This is a genomic window from Isoptericola sp. AK164, from assembly GCF_029643425.1.
GTDB classification, from domain to species: domain Bacteria; phylum Actinomycetota; class Actinomycetes; order Actinomycetales; family Cellulomonadaceae; genus Isoptericola; species Isoptericola haloaureus.
This window is the reverse complement of the sequence record NZ_CP119106.1, coordinates 2201659-2220082: the sequence shown is the minus strand read 5'-3', so window position 1 is coordinate 2220082 and position 18424 is coordinate 2201659. Positions and strand designations below refer to the sequence as shown.

The window sequence follows — 18424 nt, the reverse complement described above, 5'->3', positions numbered from 1 at the left end:
CATGCAAGCACGGCGCCCCGACGTGCGCCGCAGCGGCACGCGGCGCGGTCGTGGCGGCCGGGCGCGCTTCACCCGGTGAGGAGGCCGTGCAGGATCTCGAACCGTTCGTCCCAGGTCCAGGCGTCCTCGACCCAGCCCGGCCCGGCGGCACCCATCCGCCGGCTCCGCACCGGGTCCGCGAGGAGCTCGACCAGACGGGCCGCGACGTCGTCCGGGTCGGTGCCGTCGACGACGAACCCGGTGACGCCGTCGCGCACCGCGTCGGGTGCCCCGCCGGAGTCGCCCACGACGACGGGCAGACCGGCGGCCTGGGCCTCGAGGTAGACGATGCCGAGCCCCTCGACCTCGAGCCCGCCGCGCCGGGTGCGCGACGGCCCGGCGAACACGTCCGCAGCGCTGTAGAAGGCCGGCATCGCCGCGTGCGGGTGCCCCCCGGCGAGGACGACGTGGTCGGACACGCCGTGCTCGTCCACGAGACGGCGCAGCCGGCCGGCGGCGGGACCGTCGCCGACCAGGAGCAGCCGGGCGTCGGGGATCTCGCGCAGCACGGCGGGCAGGGCGCGCACCAGGGTGTCCTGGCCCTTGCGCTCGACCAGCCGGGCGGCGCACAGCACCACGGGAGCGTCGGCCGGGATGCCGTGGCGCTCGCGGACCGCGCGGCCGCCGGCGGGGTCGGTGCCGGCGAAGGTCGAGGGGTCGACGCCGGGGGAGAGGCGCACGGCACGGGCGGCGGCCTCGGCGCCGACGGCGTCGGCCAGCACCCCGACGGTGCGGTCCGAGAGGTAGGTGAGGTGGTCGACGGACCGGCCGATGCGGCGCAGGGCCGCCCGGGTGCCGGGGACGCGGGCCCACCACAGCTCGTGGCCGTGGGTGGTGGCCACCATCCGGCGCACGGCCGTGCGCCGCCGCAGCGCCGGTGCCATGAGGCCCAGGGGCGCGGCGGCGCCGAACCAGACCGTGTCGCACCCGTGAGCGTCCACGAGCCGGGCGACCTCGCGGGTCCGCGCCGGGGTCGGCAGCAGCATGCGGGTCCGTGCCCGGACGACGGGGTGGGGCAGGGTGCGGTCGTACTCCGCCTGGCCCGGGGTCGAGGAGGTGTACACGACCACGTCGTCGGGGTCGAAGCGCGAGGTCATCGCGTGGACGAACGTCTCGATGCCGCCCTGGCGCGGCGGGAAGTCGTTGGTGACGACGAGGGTCCGAGGCACCGGGACAGGCTACCGGGCGCGCTCCGGGCGTACTCCGGGCTGCGCCGTCGTGTCGGTCGGGTCTGGCAGGCTGGTCCCGTGCCGCCCGCCTCCCGCTCCCGCCCCGCGAAGACCTCCGCGAACCAGCGCCCCTGGAACGACCCGACCCTCGCTCCGGTGGTCCTGGTCCGCGGCCCCGAGGGCCTGCTGGCCGAGCGCGCGGTGGACGGCGTGGTGGCACTCGCCCGCGAGCGCGACCCGGAGGTCGAGCGTGCCGAGCTGGACGCGCCGACCTACGCGGCCGGCCAGCTCACGGTGGCGGCCAGCCCGTCGCTGTTCGGCGAGGCGAAGGTCGTGGTCGTGCGGGGGGCGGAGGCGTGCACCGACGACCTCGTGGCCGACGTCGTCGACTACGTGGCCGCACCCGACCCGGAGACGGTCGTGGTGGTGGTGCACGGCGGGGGGAACCGCGGCAAGAAGATGCTCGACGCGATCACCGGGTCCGGTGCGCCGGTGCTGCAGTGCGACGCCGTGAGCAAGGACGCGGACAAGGTGGCGTTCGTCGGCGGCGAGTTCCGTGCCGCGCGGCGCCGTGCCGAGCAGGCCGCGGTGCGGGCGCTGGTCGACGCGCTGGGCAACGACCTGCGCGAGCTCGCGGCGGCCTGCTCCCAGCTCGTCGCGGACACCACGGGCACGATCTCCGCCGAGACGGTGGACCGGTACTACGGCGGCCGCGTGGAGGCGACCGGTTTCAAGGTGGCCGACGCCGCGGTGGCCGGCGACGCCGGGGCCGCGGTGGCGCTGCTGCGGCACGCCCTGGCCACCGGGGCCGACCCCGTGCCCGTCGTGGCGGCGCTGGCGCTGCGGCTGCGGACGCTGGCCCGCGTGGCGGCGATCCGCGGGGGGACGACGACGGCGCGCGAGCTCGGCCTGCAGGACTGGCAGGTGCGCAACGCCCAGCGGGACCTGTCCCGGTGGACGCCGGAGGGGCTGGCCACCGCCATCACCGCGGTGGCCAAGGCCGACGCCGACGTCAAGGGCGGCGGGCGCGACCCCGTCTACGCCGTGGAGACCGCGGTGCTGACGATCGCGCGCTCCGGCGGACGGTCCTGACGGTCCCGGACGCACGAACGCCCCTGCACCCGGACGGGGGCAGGGGCGTTCGACGTCACGGCCGCGCGGGGCGGCCGGTGAGCGTCAGAGCGCGTCGACGGCCTTCGAGATGGCCGACTTGCGGTTCGCGGCCTGGTTGGGGTGGATGACACCCTTCGAGACAGCCTTGTCGAGCTTGCGCGACGCGACGCGGAGCGCCTCGGTGGCGGCCTCCTTGTCGCCGGCGGCGACGGCCTTGCGGACCTTGCGGACGTGAGTCTTGAGCTCCGACTTCACGGAGCGGTTCCGCAGGCGCGCCTTCTCGTTCTGCAGGTTGCGCTTGATCTGGGACTTGATGTTTGCCACGAGAGAACTTCCTGGTGTGTTCGCCTGTCGGCGAGCGGATAGGTCGTAGAGGGCGGCCGCACATCCGGGACTGGGGGTGGGGAACCCCGTGGAGAGGACCTGCGGCGGTGCCCGCCGACCTGGGCGGACACGCAGAGATCTACGGTACCAGCCGCGACCCTCCCGGGAGAAACGGTGTGACCGACGTCGCGTCAGCGACGGGCGCGGCTCATCGTGTCGACGACCTGGCGGAAGGTCGCGGCGTCCAGCACCGCACCCTCGCGGCGCACGGCGTCGGGCGCCACCCGCACGACGCGGTTCACCCGCACCTCGCTGGGCCGGCCCCGGGCGTCCCACGGCCCGGACCCGATGTCCATCCACAGCCGGCCGTACCGGGCCTCCGTGGCCGCGTCGCGGTCGTGGTCCTTGCTGGTCAGCTGCAGGGCGAGCAGCCACGGGCCGTCGTGGCCGATCAGCAGCACCGGCCGGTCCTTGCCGCGGCTGTGGTCCTCCTCGAACGGCACCCAGGTCCACACGATCTCGCCGGGGTCCGGCGCACCGTCCAGGTGCGGGGAGTACACGGGCCGCACGACGCCGGTGAAGTCCCCCGGGTAGCGCACGGCACCGGCGGGCGCCTGCCGGCCCGGGGGCGCCGTCGGGCGTCGTCGCGACCGCGCGACCGCCGACCCGACGGCGCGCGCCGCCTCACGCAGGAGTCTCGTCCACCGGTGGCTCGCCATGCCGGACAGCCTACGGCGCGACACGCGGCCGAAACGTCGCGGGAACACGCCGGTCGGACGGGACCACTAGCGTGACTGCATGGCGGACCTGTTCGACGACTACCCCCTGGGCCCGGCGTTCGACGAGCTCATCGACCGTGAGCGCGCGGTGCGGCCCCGCTACGAGCAGGTGCACGCCACCTTCGCCTCGTTGTCGCCCGAGGAGGTCGCCGCCCGCTCGGACACGCTGGCGCGCTCCTTCCTGGCCCAGGGCATCACCTTCGACGTCGCGGGCGAGGAGCGGCCCTTCCCGCTGGACGTGGTGCCCCGTGTCGTCGAGCCGGACGAGTGGGACCGGATCAGCCGGGGCGTGCAGCAGCGGGTGCGGGCCCTCGAGGCGTTCCTCGCCGACGTCTACGGCCCGCAGCACGCGGTGCGCGACGGCGTGGTCCCGCGTCGGCTCATCGAGTCCAGCGGCGAGTTCCAGCGGGCGGCGCACGGCATCGTCCCGGCCAACGGCGTGCGGTGCCACGTCGCCGGGGTCGACCTGATCCGCGACGAGGCCGGGGAGTTCCGGGTGCTGGAGGACAACGTGCGGGTGCCCTCCGGCGTCAGCTACGTGCTGGCGAACCGGCAGGCGATGGTCCGCACGGTCCCCGAGCTGTTCTCCGAGCTGCGGGTGCGCAGCGTCGTGGAGTACCCGCGCCGGCTGCGGTCCGCGCTGGTGGCCGCGGCCCCCGACGGCACGCCGGACCCGACGGTCGTGGTCCTCACGCCCGGGGTGTTCAACTCCGCCTACTACGAGCACGCGCTGCTGGCGCGGCTCATGGGGGTCGAGCTCGTCGAGGGGCGGGACCTGTACTGCGCCGCCGGGCGCGTCTACATGCGCACCACGAGCGGCCCCCAGCGCGTCGACGTGATCTACCGCCGCGTCGACGACGCGTTCCTCGACCCCGTGCAGTTCCGGGCCGACTCCGTGCTCGGGGTGCCGGGCCTGGTCGACTGCGCCCGCCGCGGCACGGTGGCGCTGGCCAACGGCCTCGGCAACGGCGTCGCCGACGACAAGCTGGTCTACACCTACCTGCCGGACCTGGTGCGCTACTACCTGTCCGAGGAGCCGGTGCTGCAGAACGTCGACACCTGGCGCCTCGAGGAGCCGGGGTCGCTGACCGAGGTGCTCGAACGGCTCGACGAGATGGTCGTCAAACCCGTCGACGGTGCCGGGGGCAAGGGGATCGTCGTCGGCCCGGACGCCTCGGCCGACGAGCTGGCCGCCCTGCGCGCTCGGCTGGTCGCCGACCCGCGCGGCTGGATCGCCCAGCCGGTGGTGCAGCTGTCCACCACCCCGACCTACGTCGACGGCGCCTTCCGGCCCCGGCACGTGGACCTGCGCCCGTTCGCGGTCAACGACGGCGACGACGTCTGGGTGCTGCCCGGCGGGCTGACCCGGGTGGCGCTCGGGGAGGGCCAGCTCGTGGTCAACAGCTCCCAGGGCGGCGGGTCGAAGGACACCTGGGTGCTCGAGCACCCTCGCGACCACGGCGCCGCCCCGACGACCGACGACGCCGCCTCCCCGCGTCCGGCCGAGGCCGGGGTGCCGATCGCGACCAACCCGGCCGACGTCGTCGACCTGCACCACCAGCAGCAACAGCAGCAGCAACAGGAGGTGCCCCCGTGCTGAGCCGGATCGCCGAGTCCCTGTTCTGGATCGGCCGGTACGTCGAGCGGGCGGACGACACCGCCCGGATCCTCGACGTGCACGTGCAGATGCTCTCCGAGGAGCCGTGGGCGGAGGAGTCCCTGGCGTGCCGGTCGCTGCTGGCGATCATGGACCACCCCGCCCCGTCGGACGACGCCGTCGTCGGGCGCGACGCCGTCGTGCGGCTGCTGGCCCACGACCGGTCCAACCCGTCGGCCATCGCCGGTGCGCTGGTCGCGGCCCGGGAGAACGCCCGTCGGGCCCGCGAGATCGTCTCCACCGAGCTGTGGGAGACGCTCAACACCACGCGCAACGAGGTCTCGGTCGTCGGCCGTCGCGTCGGGGCGCACGAGTTCTTCGGCTGGGTGCGTCAGCGGGCCGCGGTGGTGGCGGGACTGATGGACTCCGCGACCCCGCACGACGCCACCTGGCACTTCATGGTGCTGGGCCAGTCGCTCGAGCGGGCCGACATGACGGCCCGCCTGCTGACCACCCAGGCGCGGCTCGGGGCCGCGGGGCCGGGATGGACGACGGTGCTGCGCTCCTGCGGCGCCCACGAGGCCTACCTGCGGGCCCACCGCGGCCGCACCTCCGACGTCGACGCCGCCGGGTTCCTCGTGCGCGACCGGCTGTTCCCGCGCTCGATCGTCTACGCCCTCGGTGCCGCCGACCGGGCGCTGCGCGCGCTCGAACCGGTCGAGAGCCGCCGCGAGATCAGCGACGAGGCGGTCCGCCAGCTGGGCATCGTGCGGGCGCGGCTGGAGTTCGCCCGCCGCACCGACACCCTCGAGGACCTGCCCGCCACGCTGGAGCAGGTCCAGCAGGCGTGCTCGCGGGCGTCGGACGCGATCCGTGACCGGTACTTCCCGTCGTCGGCGACGACGGCCTGGGTGGGGGAGGCGCTGTGAGCCTGCTGCGCGTGGTGCACACGACGAGCTTCGACTACGCCGGGGACGTGACGGCGTCGTACAACGAGGCGCGGATGCGACCGGCCGACGACGACCACCAGGTCGTACGGTCGGCCCGCGTCGACGTCGAGCCGTCCACCTGGACCGACTCCTACCGCGACTACTGGGGCACCCACGTCACCCTGTTCGAGGTGCTGCGCCCGCACGGGAGCCTGCGGATCGTCGCCGACGCGACCGTCGAGGTGACGGCACCGGGACCCGCGCGGTCCGCGGTCGGCTGGGAGGACCTCGGCGGTCCCGCCGTCCTGGACGAGCACGCCGGCTACCTCGGTCACACCCCGACCACGGCGGTGCCCGACGACGTCGCGGCGCTCGCGCTGGAGGCGGCCGGGGGACTGGACCCCGGCCCCGCGGCCGAGGCGGTCTGCCTGGCGGTGCGCGACCGCCTGGAGTACGTGCCGGGGGTGACCACCGTGCACACCCCCGCGGCGGACGCGTGGGCCTCGCGCGAGGGGGTCTGCCAGGACATGGCACACCTGGGCATCGGTGCGCTGCGGTCGCTCGGCATCCCGGCGCGCTACGTCTCCGGGTACCTGCACCCGCAGGCCGACGCCGAGATCGGGGTGCCCGAGACCGGCGAGTCGCACGCCTGGCTGGAGTGGTGGGTCGGGCAGTGGGTGGCCTACGACCCCACGAACCGGCGGTACGCCGGGGAGGACCACGTCGTCGTCGGCCGCGGGCGCCAGTACGGCGACGTCCCCCCGCTCAAGGGCGTCTACGCCGGTCCCGGCGCGAGCGAGCTGGACGTCACCGTCGAGATCACCCGCCTGGCGTGAGACGGGCGCCGGATAGGTTGGCGGCATGACCGACGACGACGGAGCGCGCCCGGCCGAACCCGGCTGGGTCGCGCACGCGATGTGGTGGCACGTCTACCCCCTGGGCTTCGTGGGCGCGCCGGTCCGTCCGGCCGAGGGTGCCGACGGCACGGCTGTCGTGCACCGGCTGGGGCGGATCGAGGCGTGGCTCGACCACGTCGTCGCGCTCGGGCTGAACGGCCTGCTGCTCGGGCCCGTGTTCGCCTCGTCGACGCACGGGTACGACACGGTCGACCACCTGCGCGTCGACCCGCGGCTCGGCGACGAGGCCGACCTGCAGCGCCTCGTCGACGCCGCCCACGCCCGGGGCGTGCGGGTGCTGCTCGACGGCGTCTTCCACCACGTCGGGCGCGAGCACCCGGCGGTGCGGGCGCTGGAGGCCGAGGGGCCGGGGTCACCGGCGGCGGCGCTGTTCCGCGTCGACCGCGACGCCGTCGATCCTGCGACGTGGCGGCCGGGGGACCCGGTGCCGGTCGCCGTGTTCGAGGGCCACGACCAGCTCGTCGCGCTGGACCACGGCTCGCCGGCCGTCGAGGACCTCGTCGTCGAGGCCATGACCTACTGGCTCGACCGCGGTGTCGACGGCTGGCGGCTGGACGCCGCCTACGCCGTGCCGCCGGCCTTCTGGGCACGGGTGCTGCCACGGGTCCGCGAGCGCCACCCCGAGGCGTGGTTCACCGGCGAGGTGATCCACGGCGACCTGCCCGGGATCGTGGCTGCGTCGACCGTGGACTCGGTGACCCAGTACGAGCTGTGGCAGGGGATCTGGCACGCGATCGCCGACCAGAACCTGTTCGAGCTCGCCCACGCGCTCGGGCGGCACGCGCAGTTCCTGCGCACGTTCGTCCCGAGCACGTTCGTCGGCAACCACGACGTGACCCGGATCGCCGACGCCGTCGGGGACCGGCACGTGCCGCACGCGCTCGCGGTCCTGTGCACCGTCGCGGGGACGCCGTCGTTCTACGCCGGGGACGAGCTGGGGCTGCACGGCGTCAAGGAGGAACGGCTCGGCGGCGACGACGCCGTGCGGCCCGAGCTCGCCGAGCGGCCCCCGGGTCCGCAGGACCTGTCGGCCGAGGCGGCCGCGGTCCTGGCGGTCACCCGCGAGCTGGTCGCGCTGCGCCGGCGCCGGCCCTGGCTGCGCACCGCGGTCACCGACGTCGTGCAGGTGGCCAACCCGACGATCGTGCTGCGCACGGCGCGCGACGCCGACGCCGTCGTCACGGTCCTGCACCTCGGCGACGACGAGGTCACGGTCCCGGCCGCGGGCTCGCGGCAGGTGCTGGCCGGCACGGGTGCGCTCGAGGGCGACGCGGTGCGGGTGCCCGCCCACGGCTGGACCGTGCTCGGGTCCTGAGCTCGGGGCACCGACCGGGCCGCGAGCAGGGGGGCGCCGCGGGACCGTGGGACAATGACCGGGCCCAGCAGTCCAGCATCGACCCGACGGAGACGTGTTGCCCATCCCGTCCGCCTCCCTGAGCGAACGCATCCAGCCGAACGCGACCCCGCCCGAGCTGATCCGCAACTTCTGCATCATCGCGCACATCGACCACGGCAAGTCGACGCTGGCGGACCGCATGCTGCAGCTCACCGGCGTCGTGCAGCCGCGCGACGCCCGGGCGCAGTACCTCGACCGCATGGACATCGAGCGCGAGCGCGGCATCACGATCAAGTCGCAGGCCGTGCGGATGCCGTGGCAGCGGGGCGAGGAGCCGTACGCGCTCAACATGATCGACACCCCCGGCCACGTGGACTTCACCTACGAGGTGTCCCGCTCGCTGGCCGCCTGCGAGGGCGCGGTCCTGCTGGTCGACGCCGCCCAGGGCATCGAGGCCCAGACGCTGGCCAACCTGTACCTGGCGATGGAGCACGACCTGGAGATCATCCCGGTCCTGAACAAGATCGACCTGCCCGCCGCGCAGCCCGAGAAGTACGCGGCCGAGCTCGCCGGTCTGGTCGGCGGGGAGCCGGAGGACGTGCTGCGGGTCTCGGGCAAGACCGGTGACGGCGTCACCGAGCTGCTCGACGTCATCGTGGACCGCATCCCGTCGCCGGTCGGCGACCCGGACGCCCCCGCGCGCGCCATGATCTTCGACTCGGTGTACGACACCTACCGCGGCGTGGTCACGTACGTGCGCGCGGTCGACGGCAACCTCAACCCGCGCGAGCGCATCGAGATGATGTCGACCAAGGCCACCCACGAGCTCCTCGAGATCGGCGTCATCTCGCCCGAGGCGATCAAGACGAACGGTCTGGGTGTCGGCGAGGTCGGCTACCTCATCACCGGCGTGAAGGACGTGCGCCAGTCCAAGGTGGGTGACACCGTCACCAGCGCCCGGCAGCCGGCGTCCGAGCCGCTGGGCGGCTACGAGGAGCCCAAGCCGATGGTGTTCTCGGGCCTGTACCCGATCGACGGGTCGGACTACCCGACGCTGCGCGACGCGCTGGACAAGCTCAAGCTCAACGACGCCGCCCTCAACTACGAGCCGGAGACCTCCGTGGCCCTCGGCTTCGGCTTCCGCGTCGGCTTCCTCGGGCTGCTCCACCTGGAGATCGTGCGCGAGCGCCTGGAGCGCGAGTTCGACCTCGACCTCATCTCCACCGCCCCGAACGTCGTCTACGACGTGACGATGGAGGACGGCACCGAGGTCAAGGTCACCAACCCCTCGGAGTTCCCGGCCGGGAAGATCAAGGACGTCCGCGAGCCGATCGTCAGGGCCACGGTGCTCGCGCCGAGCGAGTTCGTCGGCGCGGTCATGGGGCTGTGCACCGACCGCCGCGGCCAGATGGAGGGCATGGACTACCTGTCCGAGGACCGGGTCGAGCTGCGCTGGACGCTGCCGCTGGCCGAGATCGTCTTCGACTTCTTCGACGCGCTGAAGTCGCGCACCCGCGGCTACGCCTCGCTGGACTACGAGCCCTCCGGCGACCAGGTGGCCGACCTGGTCAAGGTCGACATCCTGCTGCAGGGCGACCAGGTCGACGCCTTCAGCGCCATCGTGCACAAGGACGCGGCCTACGAGTACGGCGTCAAGATGACGGCCAAGCTCAAGGAGATCATCCCGCGCCAGCAGTTCGAGGTGCCGATCCAGGCGGCTGTCGGCGCGCGCATCATCGCCCGCGAGACGGTGCGCGCCATCCGCAAGGACGTGCTCGCCAAGTGCTACGGCGGCGACATCTCCCGGAAGCGCAAGCTGCTGGAGAAGCAGAAGGAGGGCAAGAAGCGGATGAAGAACATCGGGTCCGTCGAGGTCCCGAAGGAAGCCTTCATCTCCGCGCTGTCCTCCGACGGCTCCGGCGGCAAGGAGACCAAGGACAAGAAGAAGTAGTGCCCGCGCTGCCCGACGGCGAACCCGTCCCGGCGGACGGCGCCCTGCCCGAGCTCGTGGCCCGGACGGCGGGCGCCGAGACCGACGACGCCTCGTCGCGCTCCCGGTTCGGCGTGTACGTGCACGTGCCGTTCTGCTCGGTGCGCTGCGGCTACTGCGACTTCAACACCTACACCGCGTCCGAGCTCGGGGGCGGTGCGTCGCAGCACGAGTACGCCACGACGGCGCTCGGCGAGGTCGACCTGGCCGCGCGCGTGCTCGACGCCGCCGGTCTGGGCGACCGGCCCGTGTCGACGGTGTTCTTCGGCGGCGGGACGCCGACGATGCTGCCGGCCGGCGACCTGGTGCGGATCCTGGACGGCGTGCGGTCGGCCTGGGGCCTGGCCCCCGACGCCGAGGTGACGACCGAGGCGAACCCCGACTCGGTGACGCCCGGCTCGCTGGCGACCCTGGCCGAGGCCGGGTTCACGCGGGTCTCGTTCGGCATGCAGTCCGCGGTGCCGCGCGTCCTGGCGACGCTCGAGCGCACCCACGACCCCGCGCGGCTGCCCGACGTCGTGCGCTGGGCCCGCGAGGCCGGGCTCGCCGTCTCGGTCGACCTCATCTACGGCACCCCGGGGGAGTCGCTGGACGACTGGCGGACGTCGGTCGAGGCCGCCCTGGCCACCGGCGTCGACCACGTGTCCGCGTACGCGCTGGTCGTCGAGCCCGGGACGAAGATGGCCGCCCAGGTGCGGCGCGGTCAGCTGACCCTCCCGGACGAGGACGACCAGGCCGCCAAGTACGAGCTCGCCGACGACCTGCTCACGGCGGCCGGCCTGGGCTGGTACGAGGTCAGCAACTGGTCGCGCGGCCTGGAGCAGGCGTGCCGGCACAACCTGGCCTACTGGCGCGGGGACGACTGGTGGGGCATCGGCCCCGGGGCGCACTCCTACGTCGGGGCGTCCGACGGCGGTGCGGGAGGCAGCGGTGCCGCCGACGGCGCGGCGGGGGTGCGCTGGTGGAACGTCAAGCACCCGCTGCGCTACGCGACGCTGCTCGGCCAGGGGCGCTCGCCGGGGGCGGGGCGCGAGGTGCTGACCCGCGACGAGGCGCACCTGGAGCGGGTGATGCTCGGGGTCCGGCTCGCCGACGGGCTGGACCTGGACGTGCTGGACGCCGACGGCCGCCGCGCCGTCGCCGGACTGGTCGCGTCCGGGCTGCTCGACGGGGCGGCGGCCGTGCGGGGCCGGGCGGTGCTCACGCGGCGCGGACGGCTCCTGGCCGACGCGGTCGTGCGCGAGCTGACCGCCTGATCACTTGATGAACGTGATCTTGAACGGGTAGCGGTACCACTCGTCGCGCGAGGCGGCCATCGCCCCCAGGATGCCGAAGACGATCGTGCACACCCAGGCGGCGAAGACGATCAACCCACCGACGATGATGATCGTGAGGATCCACCCCACGACGTAGCCGATGAGCATCGTGAGCTGGAAGTTCAGCGCCTCCTTGCCCTGGTCGTCCAGGCGCGCGCTGCGGTCCTTGTACACGAGCCAGACGATCAGCGGGGCGAGGAAGCCCACGAGGATGCCGCCGGCGTGCGCGATGATCGACCAGGTCCGCTCCTCCGACGGGGCGACCGGCTGGGGTGCGGCGGCGCCCTGCGGGTAGCCCGGCTGGCCCTGCGGGGGCTGCTGGTAGCCCTGCTGGTAGCCCTGCGGGGGCTGCTGCGGCTGCTGTCCCTCGGGCTGCTGCGGGCGCTGGTCGGCGTGCGGGTCTGGAGTCGACTCGGTCATCTGCTTCCTCTCCTTCGACGGGCGGCGCGCTTGCCGCACCGGACACATCGGGCGAACCTACCGGGCAGGAGGGCACCGGTGGGACGTCCCGGACCGGCGGTCCGCGATTTCACCCGGTCACTTCACCAGCCGCAGGGTCAGGGGGTAGCGGTAGGCCTCGTACCGGTTGACGGTGATCGCCGCGATGATCGCGAACACGATGCCCAGGACCCACACCACGGCGAGGACCAGCCACCCGACCAGCAGCCAGACGGTCAGCCAGCCGACGACCTGGCCGATGAGCAGCGTGATCTGGAAGTTCAGCGCCTCCTTGGCCTGGTCGGCCACGAACGCGCTGCGGTCGCGCAGGGCGAGCCAGATCACGAGCGGGGCCACGAAGCCCAGCGACCCCGCCGTGATGATCCCGACGAGCAGCGGGCCGATGTGGGCCATGATCGCCCAGGTGCGTTCGTCGGGCGGGGACAGCGGTCGTGGGCCCGCGGGCGGGCCGGTGGGAGGCGGGTTCTGCGTCATGCCTCCATCCTGGCAGCACGGGGGACGAAAACCCATCGTGGTGGCTCCGTGGACGGCGGCTCCGGTGGCGAGGCCGTGCCCGCGGCACGACAGTGGTGCTCGGCAACCGCATCCCGAGCAGGAGGAACGATGTCCGAGAACCCCCCGCAGCAGCCCGGACGACCCGAGGACCCCTACGGCGGGCAGCCGTCGCAGCCTGACCCCGCGCAGCAGCCGTACCAGCAGCCGTACACCGGGCAGCAGCACTCCGGGCAGCCGGCGGCGTCCTACCCGCCGCCGTCGGGCCACCAGGGCGGCCAGCAGCCGTTCTACGCGAGCGCGGCGTCGTCGGCCGCCGGCGTGGCGCGCGACGACACCAAGGGGCTGATCGGCTCCCTGTTCGACTTCTCGTTCAGCAACTACGTCACGCCGAAGATCGTCAAGATCGTCTACGTCATCCTGACGATCCTGGTCGCCATCGGCTGGCTGTTCTCCTTCATCGCCGGCATCGCCACGCTGTTCTCCGACCAGTGGTACGTCGGGCTCTTCACCATCCTGTTCGGCTGGATCGGCGCGCTGGTCTACCTGGCGGTCTGGCGGATCGGTCTGGAGGTCTTCCAGGCGGTGGTGAACATCTCCGAGAAGGTCAACCACTACGCCCAGCGCGACGGCATGGTCTGATCAGCGTCTGATCACGCCGTCACGAAGTCGATGAGCTCCTCGACCCGGCCCAGGAGGGCCGGGTCGAGGTCGCGGAAGTCGCGTACCGAGCCCAGGATCCGCTGCCAGGCCCGCCCGACGTCCGCGGTCGAGCTTCCGGGCCAGCCCAGCTCGCGCAGGATGCCGCGCTTCCACTCGGTGCCGCGCTCGATGGTCGGCCACGACTCCAGGCCGACCCGGGCAGGCTTCACGGCCTGCCAGACGTCCACGTAGGGGTGCCCGAGCACCAGGACGGTGCCGTCCGGGACCGTGCGCAGCGCCTCCGCCGCGATCCGCTGCTCCTTGGCTCCCGGCACGAGGTGGTCCACCAGCACCCCGACCCGGCGCTCGGGCGTCGGGGAGAACTCGGCGAGGGCCTCGGCCAGGTGGTCCACGCCGTCGAGCATCTCGACCACGACGCCCTCGATGCGCAGGTCGTCGCCCCACACCTTCTCCACGAGCTCGGCGTCGTGCTTGCCCTCCACCCAGATGCGCGACCCGCGCGCGACGCGGGCACGAGCCCCGTGCACCGCGACGGAGCCGGAGGCCGTCCGCGTCGGCGCGGCCGGTGCCCGGGAGGTGACCGGCGCGGTGAGCTCGACCGGCTGCCCGTCGACCCAGAACCCCTTGCCCAGCGGGAAGGACCGGGTCCGGCCGCGGCGGTCCTCCAGCACCACGAGGTGCACGCCGCCGGACTTCTCCACGCGGGTCACGGCGCCGACCCAGCCGCTGGTCACCTCCTCGACCACGAGGCCGTGCTCGGCCGGCTGCGGCCGCGTGGTCGGCCGCGCGCGGTGGTGGGCCGAGCCGCCGGGCGCGCCGGGGGAGGAGGACAGGACGTCGGAGCCGTAGCGATCGTGCACGCCGTGAGCCTAGGCAGACGGCGCCCGGCCCGTGGGGTCGACACGCTCGGCACCGGCCGTCCCGGACCGGGCCACGACGGCGGCCTCGGTGCGGCTGGACACCCCGAGCTTGCGCAGGATGGCCGAGACGTGCACCGAGGCGGTCTTGCGGGAGATGTACAGCCGCTCGGCGATCTGGCCGTTCGTCAGCCCCTCGGCGACCAGCTCCAGCACCTGGCGCTCGCGGTCGGTGAGCCGGTCGGCCGCCTCGTCCGGCCGACGCCGCGACGGCGAGGCCGCACCGGCCCCGGCCAGGAGCCCGGCCGCGTGCCGGGCCACCAGCCCGCCCCCGATCGTCTCGGCCTCCCGGACCGCCGACTCCAGCGCGACACGGCCGCCGGGCCGGTCCCCTGCGGCCAGGAGACCGGCGCCCTCGCGGTAGCGGGCGTAGGGGCGCAGGTACGCCGGGGCGCCGTCGTCGGGCCCGAGGGAGGCCACCGCGGACCACGGGCTCTCGCCGAGCTCGGCCGCGAACACCGCCGACCACACGCCGTGGGTCGGCCACCCGGAGCAGTCGGCGAGCGCCGCGCGGTACGGGGCCCGGTCCACGTCGCGTCCGGCGGCCCCCGCCGCGGCCAGCGCCCGGGCCGCGATCCCGAGGATCGGCAGCAGCGACGACGCCGACCGACGCTGCAGGGGGTCGGCCACGGCGTCGGCCACGACACGGAGGGCCTCGTCCACGTCCCCGCGCTCGAGGGCCAGGTCCGCCAGCGTGGTGGTGAGCAGCGAGCGCACCTGCAGCTCGATCCGGCCGTGCCGTTCCCAGGACGCCCGGTACGTCCGGACCACGGACTCCGCCTGCTCGACCTCCCCGCGCCACAGCAGGAGCCAGGCCCAGAGCTCGGTGAGGGTGACGGTGAAGACGCTGCGTCCCAGCAGGGGGACGGTGCGCTCGAACCAGGCCGCCGCCTCGTCCCAGCGGCCGAGGTCGACCAGCGCCTCGATGCCGTTGCCCTCGATCCGCGACCGCATCCCGATCCCGGTGCCCCGCTCCCGCGCCCGGGCGGCCCCCTCCTCGGCGATCTCCAGCGCCCGGTGCGCCCTGCCGACGCGCAGCGTGGCCTCGGAGGCGTTGACGAAGTGCTTCATCAGCGCGTCCCAGTCGTCGCCGGCGAGCGCGCGGTCGAGGGCGAAGTCCTCGAGCCCGTCCATGTCACCGGTGATCACGCGGCTGACCGCGCGGATGTTGACGCACCGTGCCTGCAGGCGGCGGTCCCCGGCCTCCTCGGCGGCCGCCAGCCCCCGGTTCGCGAGCTCGATGGCCCGGTCCTCGAGCCCTTCCATCATCGCGCCCCGGGCGGACTCCGTGAGCAGGGCGGCGCGCCCGGCGACGTCGTCGTCCGGGATCTCCTCCAGGGCGTGGTCGAGCAGGCGCCGCCCCTCGTCGGACCCGGTGACCTCGGCGGCCGTGGACAGCGTCACGTAGGCGGAGACACGCCCGGCCGGGTCCTCCGGCGGCCACTCGTCGAGGGCCTGGCGCGCGAGCGCGAGCGCGCGCTCGGCCTGGGACCCGACGTGCAGCGCCCAGGCCACCCGCCGCATGAGCTCGGCGTGGGTGGTGCCCGCGACCTCCTCGGGGTCCGCGACCAGGTCCCACAGCTCGAGCGCCCGTTCGCCCAGGGCGACGGCCGTGGACGTCGCCGCGTACTCGCCGGCCGCGGCCTGGCCCGCCACGCACGCGGCGAGCGCCCGGTCCGGCACGCGGGCACGCCACCAGTGGTCCGCGATCTCCGCGAGGCGGGCGATGGTGGCCGGCCGGGTCTCCAGGGCGCGGGCGTAGGCGGTGTGCAGGCGCCGGCTCTCGCTGGGCAGCAGCTCGGTGGCCACGGCCTCCTGCATCAGGGCGTGCCGGAACCGGTAGCCGTCGGCGTCGACGACGAGGACCCCGGCCTCGACGGACTCGCGGGCGGCGGGCTCCGCGTCCCGGACGGCCTCGTCGCCGAGCGCCGCGGCGAGCAGCTCGTGCCCGACGCTCTGCCCGGCGGCGGCCACGGTGCGGCAGAACTCCTGCGCGTCGCGGCCGAGGCGCGAGTACCGCAGGAGCATCAGGTCGCGCACCGACTCGGGCAGGGTGACGCCGACCCCGGTGGCGAGCTCCTCGACGTAGAACGGCACACCCTGGCTGCGGTCGACGATCTCCTCGAGGTCGACGGCTCCGGCCTCGAGGTGCGCCCGGAACAGGGCGACGACGTCGTGGGCGGCGAGCCACGGGACCTCGACCCGGGTGGCGAGCCGGGCCCGCTCGATCTCCGCGAGCGCGGCCCGCAGGGGGTGGGTCCGTCCGACGTCGTCGCTGCGGTAGGTGACCACCAGCAGCAGCCGACGGCCGGGGGCGGTGCGGGCGAGGCGGGCCACGCAGCCGCGGGTGGCGTCGTCGGACCAGTGCAGGTCCTCGATCACGACCACGACGGGTCGTCTCCCGGCGAGCGTGGTGAGCAGTGCGGCGAGGGCCTCCGGCAGACGCCCGGCCTCCCCGTCGGCCCGGACCGCGACCAGCTCGGGGAGCACGACGCCGAGGGCGTCCGCCGCCGGTCCGGCGGCCTCCAGCGTGGCCTCGGGTCCCAGCGCGGTGACGGCGTCCCGCAGCAGACCCTCGAGCCCGGCGTACGGCACGGGGCCGGCGCCGGAGTCGGCGCACTGGCCCCGCAGGACGAAGGCCGGGCCGGCACCGGACCCGTCGAGGAGCTCCTCGACGAGGCGCGTCTTGCCGATCCCGGCCTCCCCGCCCACGACCACGCACTGCCCGTCGCCGTGCGTGGCCTCCTCGAGGAGGCCACGCAACGTCGCGAGCTCGGTCTCGCGGCCGATCAGCGGGACCCGGCTGACCCTCATGGAGTCATGCTGCCAGCCCCCGGGGCGGTACGCCTCAGGCTGCGCGGACCGCACGGGCCCGGGCCATGCGCAGGCGGTCGAGGAGCACCAGGACGCGGGGGCGCGGGGCCGGTTCGGGGTGGCGGCGGTGCCGCGGCACGTCCTGCGCGGCGCGCTCGGCCGCCCGACGGCGGTGCTCCGCCTCGCGGACGGCCTCGGCCTCCTGCAGGCGGTACATCTGGTGAAGCTGCTCCGGGGACATGGTGACCCTCCCTGGTCGGCGGGCCGGGGTGGCTCCGCGATGACTCCAGGTTCGGTCCCTGAGGTAGGGGCGTGGATCGGTCGTCCGACCGGTCTTCGCCGGCGGACCGGTGGGGGAGACGTGGCGCTCCGGGCCGTCGTGGGGTCGTCGCCGGGATGAGGTACCTCACCGACGGGGGGTGAGCGGCCGGACCGTCGGGGGAGACGCGTAAGATGGCACTCAGCCCTGGAGAGTGCTAACCCCCCGGGGCGCCGAGCGAGGGGAGGTCGAGATGAGCGAGGAACGTCGGCTCGCAGTACTGCGCGCCATCGTCGAGGACTACGTCACCACGCGTGAGCCCGTCGGGTCGCGCATGCTCACCGAACGCCACGGCCTCGGCGTGTCCCCGGCCACCATCCGCAACGACATGGCCGCGCTCGAGGACGCCGGGTACATCGCCCAGCCGCACACGTCCGCCGGGCGCGTGCCCACGGACGCCGGCTACCGGGTGTTCGTCGACCGCCTCGCCGAGGTGCGACCCCTCAACGTGCCCCAGAAGCGGGCCATCGAGACCTTCCTGTCCGAGGCCGTGGACCTCGACGACGTCCTGACCCGGGCCGGGCGGCTCATCGCCCAGCTCACCGGCCAGGTCGCCGTCGTGCAGTACCCGTCGCTGCGGCGGTCCGGGCTGCGTCACCTCGAGCTCGTGCCCGTGGCGGAGTCCCGGATCCTGGTCGTGGTCATCACCGACACCGGCCGGGTCGAGCAGCGCTACTGCGAGCTGCCCGTGCGTCCCGACGGCTCCGACGCGGGCGACGACCTCGACGAGGCGACCCTCGGCGAGCTGCGGGCCCGGTTCAACGCGGCCGCCGCGGGCAAGCGGCTGGCCGACCTCCCCGCGGCCTTCGCGGGCCTGGTCGAGTCCGTGGGCCCCCACCTGAGCGGGGTGACCCAGGCCGTCGCGGACCTCGTCGTGGAGACCCTCGGCGAGGAGAACGAGGAGCGGATCGTGCTGGCGGGCACCGCCAACCTCGTCCGCTCCGAGGCCACGTTCGAGCAGGGGCTCAGTCCCGTGCTCGAGGCGCTCGAGGAGCAGGTGGTGCTGCTGGGGCTGCTGACCGAGATGGCCGGCGACGGCGTCGGGGTCCGCATCGGGCGGGAGAACCGCCTCGACGGTCTCACCGAGACCTCCGTCGTCGCCTCCGGATACGGTAGCGACGGCGACACCGTCGCCTCCCTCGGCTCCATCGGCCCGACCCGCATGGACTACCCGGGCACCATCGCCTCGGTCCGCGCCGTGGCACGCTACCTGTCGCGCGTCCTGCCGAACTGACCACCGGTATCCCTGAC

The 18424-nt window shown here is 74.3% G+C and carries 17 protein-coding genes; 9 read left to right on the top strand and 8 right to left on the bottom strand.

Annotated elements, in window-relative coordinates; translation table 11 throughout:
• Window positions 1–68 precede the first annotated feature (68 nt).
• Window positions 69–1208: a glycosyltransferase family 4 protein gene (locus PO879_RS10390; protein WP_278234829.1), complete on the bottom strand. Its 1140-nt coding sequence runs from the start codon at window positions 1206–1208 to the stop codon at window positions 69–71.
• Between the two features lie 78 nt (window positions 1209–1286).
• On the opposite strand from PO879_RS10390, the gene holA reads away from it, so the two are divergent.
• Window positions 1287–2300, top strand: coding sequence for a DNA polymerase III subunit delta (gene holA / locus PO879_RS10385; protein ID WP_278234828.1), 1014 nt, complete (start codon window positions 1287–1289; stop codon window positions 2298–2300).
• Window positions 2301–2384: 84 nt separating this feature from the next.
• On the opposite strand, the gene rpsT is transcribed toward holA, so the two are convergent.
• Together rpsT and PO879_RS10375 are read right to left on the bottom strand one after the other, a co-directional pair.
• Window positions 2385–2645 carry a 30S ribosomal protein S20 gene (gene rpsT / locus PO879_RS10380; RefSeq protein ID WP_278234827.1) on the bottom strand — a complete coding sequence of 87 codons (261 nt, stop codon included), beginning with the start codon at window positions 2643–2645 and terminating at the stop codon, window positions 2385–2387.
• 191 nt (window positions 2646–2836) lie between these two features.
• Complete coding sequence (locus PO879_RS10375) at window positions 2837–3364, bottom strand: type II toxin-antitoxin system PemK/MazF family toxin (protein ID WP_278234826.1); 528 nt, start codon at window positions 3362–3364, stop codon at window positions 2837–2839.
• Window positions 3365–3443: 79 nt separating this feature from the next.
• Between PO879_RS10375 and PO879_RS10370 the strand changes: the two genes are divergently transcribed.
• The 6 genes from PO879_RS10370 to hemW all read left to right on the top strand — a co-directional run bounded on the left by PO879_RS10370 (window position 3444) and on the right by hemW (window position 11449).
• Window positions 3444–5024 carry a circularly permuted type 2 ATP-grasp protein gene (locus tag PO879_RS10370; protein WP_278234825.1) on the top strand — a complete coding sequence of 527 codons (1581 nt, stop codon included), beginning with the start codon at window positions 3444–3446 and terminating at the stop codon, window positions 5022–5024.
• Window positions 5018–5950, top strand: coding sequence for an alpha-E domain-containing protein (locus tag PO879_RS10365; protein ID WP_278234824.1), 933 nt, complete (start codon window positions 5018–5020; stop codon window positions 5948–5950). The genes PO879_RS10370 and PO879_RS10365 overlap by 7 nt, the downstream gene beginning before the upstream one ends.
• Window positions 5947–6786 carry a transglutaminase family protein gene (locus tag PO879_RS10360; protein WP_278234823.1) on the top strand — a complete coding sequence of 280 codons (840 nt, stop codon included), beginning with the start codon at window positions 5947–5949 and terminating at the stop codon, window positions 6784–6786. Before PO879_RS10365 ends, PO879_RS10360 begins: the two co-directional genes overlap by 4 nt.
• Before the next feature lie 25 nt (window positions 6787–6811).
• Complete coding sequence (locus tag PO879_RS10355; RefSeq protein WP_278234822.1) at window positions 6812–8182, top strand: alpha-amylase family glycosyl hydrolase; 1371 nt, start codon at window positions 6812–6814, stop codon at window positions 8180–8182.
• 97 nt (window positions 8183–8279) lie between these two features.
• Window positions 8280–10154 (top strand): translation elongation factor 4, encoded by a 1875-nt coding sequence (gene lepA / locus PO879_RS10350; RefSeq protein WP_278234821.1) that lies wholly within the window; start codon window positions 8280–8282, stop codon window positions 10152–10154.
• Window positions 10154–11449, top strand: coding sequence for a radical SAM family heme chaperone HemW (gene hemW / locus PO879_RS10345; RefSeq protein ID WP_278234820.1), 1296 nt, complete (start codon window positions 10154–10156; stop codon window positions 11447–11449). Before lepA ends, hemW begins: the two co-directional genes overlap by 1 nt.
• Here hemW and PO879_RS10340 read toward each other — a convergent pair whose 3' ends face one another.
• The gene (locus PO879_RS10340) at window positions 11450–11929 is read right to left on the bottom strand and encodes a DUF4870 domain-containing protein (RefSeq protein ID WP_278234819.1); all 480 of its coding nucleotides are present in this window, start codon (window positions 11927–11929) and stop codon (window positions 11450–11452) included.
• Window positions 11930–12046: 117 nt separating this feature from the next.
• Window positions 12047–12442, bottom strand: coding sequence for a DUF4870 domain-containing protein (locus PO879_RS10335; RefSeq protein ID WP_278234818.1), 396 nt, complete (start codon window positions 12440–12442; stop codon window positions 12047–12049).
• 129 nt (window positions 12443–12571) lie between these two features.
• On the opposite strand from PO879_RS10335, the gene PO879_RS10330 reads away from it, so the two are divergent.
• Window positions 12572–13102 (top strand): DUF4282 domain-containing protein, encoded by a 531-nt coding sequence (locus PO879_RS10330; protein ID WP_278234817.1) that lies wholly within the window; start codon window positions 12572–12574, stop codon window positions 13100–13102.
• A gap of 11 nt (window positions 13103–13113) precedes the next feature.
• On the opposite strand, the gene PO879_RS10325 is transcribed toward PO879_RS10330, so the two are convergent.
• Genes PO879_RS10325 through PO879_RS10315 form a run of 3 tightly spaced genes read right to left on the bottom strand, consistent with a single transcriptional unit; the run spans window position 13114 to window position 17095 of the window.
• Window positions 13114–13983 carry a DUF3097 domain-containing protein gene (locus PO879_RS10325; RefSeq protein ID WP_278234816.1) on the bottom strand — a complete coding sequence of 290 codons (870 nt, stop codon included), beginning with the start codon at window positions 13981–13983 and terminating at the stop codon, window positions 13114–13116.
• Between the two features lie 9 nt (window positions 13984–13992).
• On the bottom strand, window positions 13993–16854 hold the full coding sequence (locus tag PO879_RS10320) for an AAA family ATPase (RefSeq protein ID WP_278234815.1): 2862 nt from the start codon (window positions 16852–16854) through the stop codon (window positions 13993–13995).
• A 34-nt stretch (window positions 16855–16888) separates the two neighbouring features.
• On the bottom strand, window positions 16889–17095 hold the full coding sequence (locus PO879_RS10315) for a hypothetical protein (RefSeq protein WP_278234814.1): 207 nt from the start codon (window positions 17093–17095) through the stop codon (window positions 16889–16891).
• Between the two features lie 271 nt (window positions 17096–17366).
• Here PO879_RS10315 and hrcA point away from each other — a divergent pair, with 271 nt between their 5' ends.
• Window positions 17367–18407 carry a heat-inducible transcriptional repressor HrcA gene (gene hrcA / locus PO879_RS10310; RefSeq protein ID WP_278234813.1) on the top strand — a complete coding sequence of 347 codons (1041 nt, stop codon included), beginning with the start codon at window positions 17367–17369 and terminating at the stop codon, window positions 18405–18407.
• The last annotated feature ends 17 nt before the right edge of the window (window positions 18408–18424 follow it).

Coding starts and splice junctions, on each gene's coding strand:
- PO879_RS10375 (WP_278234826.1), bottom strand. CDS start 3,364: ATGGCGAGCCACCGGTGGACGAGACTCCTGCGTGAGGCGGCGCGCGCC.
- PO879_RS10370 (WP_278234825.1), top strand. CDS start 3,444: ATGGCGGACCTGTTCGACGACTACCCCCTGGGCCCGGCGTTCGACGAG.
- PO879_RS10355 (WP_278234822.1), top strand. CDS start 6,812: ATGACCGACGACGACGGAGCGCGCCCGGCCGAACCCGGCTGGGTCGCG.
- PO879_RS10340 (WP_278234819.1), bottom strand. CDS start 11,929: ATGACCGAGTCGACTCCAGACCCGCACGCCGACCAGCGCCCGCAGCAG.
- PO879_RS10335 (WP_278234818.1), bottom strand. CDS start 12,442: ATGACGCAGAACCCGCCTCCCACCGGCCCGCCCGCGGGCCCACGACCG.
- PO879_RS10330 (WP_278234817.1), top strand. CDS start 12,572: ATGTCCGAGAACCCCCCGCAGCAGCCCGGACGACCCGAGGACCCCTAC.
- PO879_RS10320 (WP_278234815.1), bottom strand. CDS start 16,854: ATGAGGGTCAGCCGGGTCCCGCTGATCGGCCGCGAGACCGAGCTCGCG.
- PO879_RS10315 (WP_278234814.1), bottom strand. CDS start 17,095: ATGTCCCCGGAGCAGCTTCACCAGATGTACCGCCTGCAGGAGGCCGAG.
- hrcA (WP_278234813.1), top strand. CDS start 17,367: ATGAGCGAGGAACGTCGGCTCGCAGTACTGCGCGCCATCGTCGAGGAC.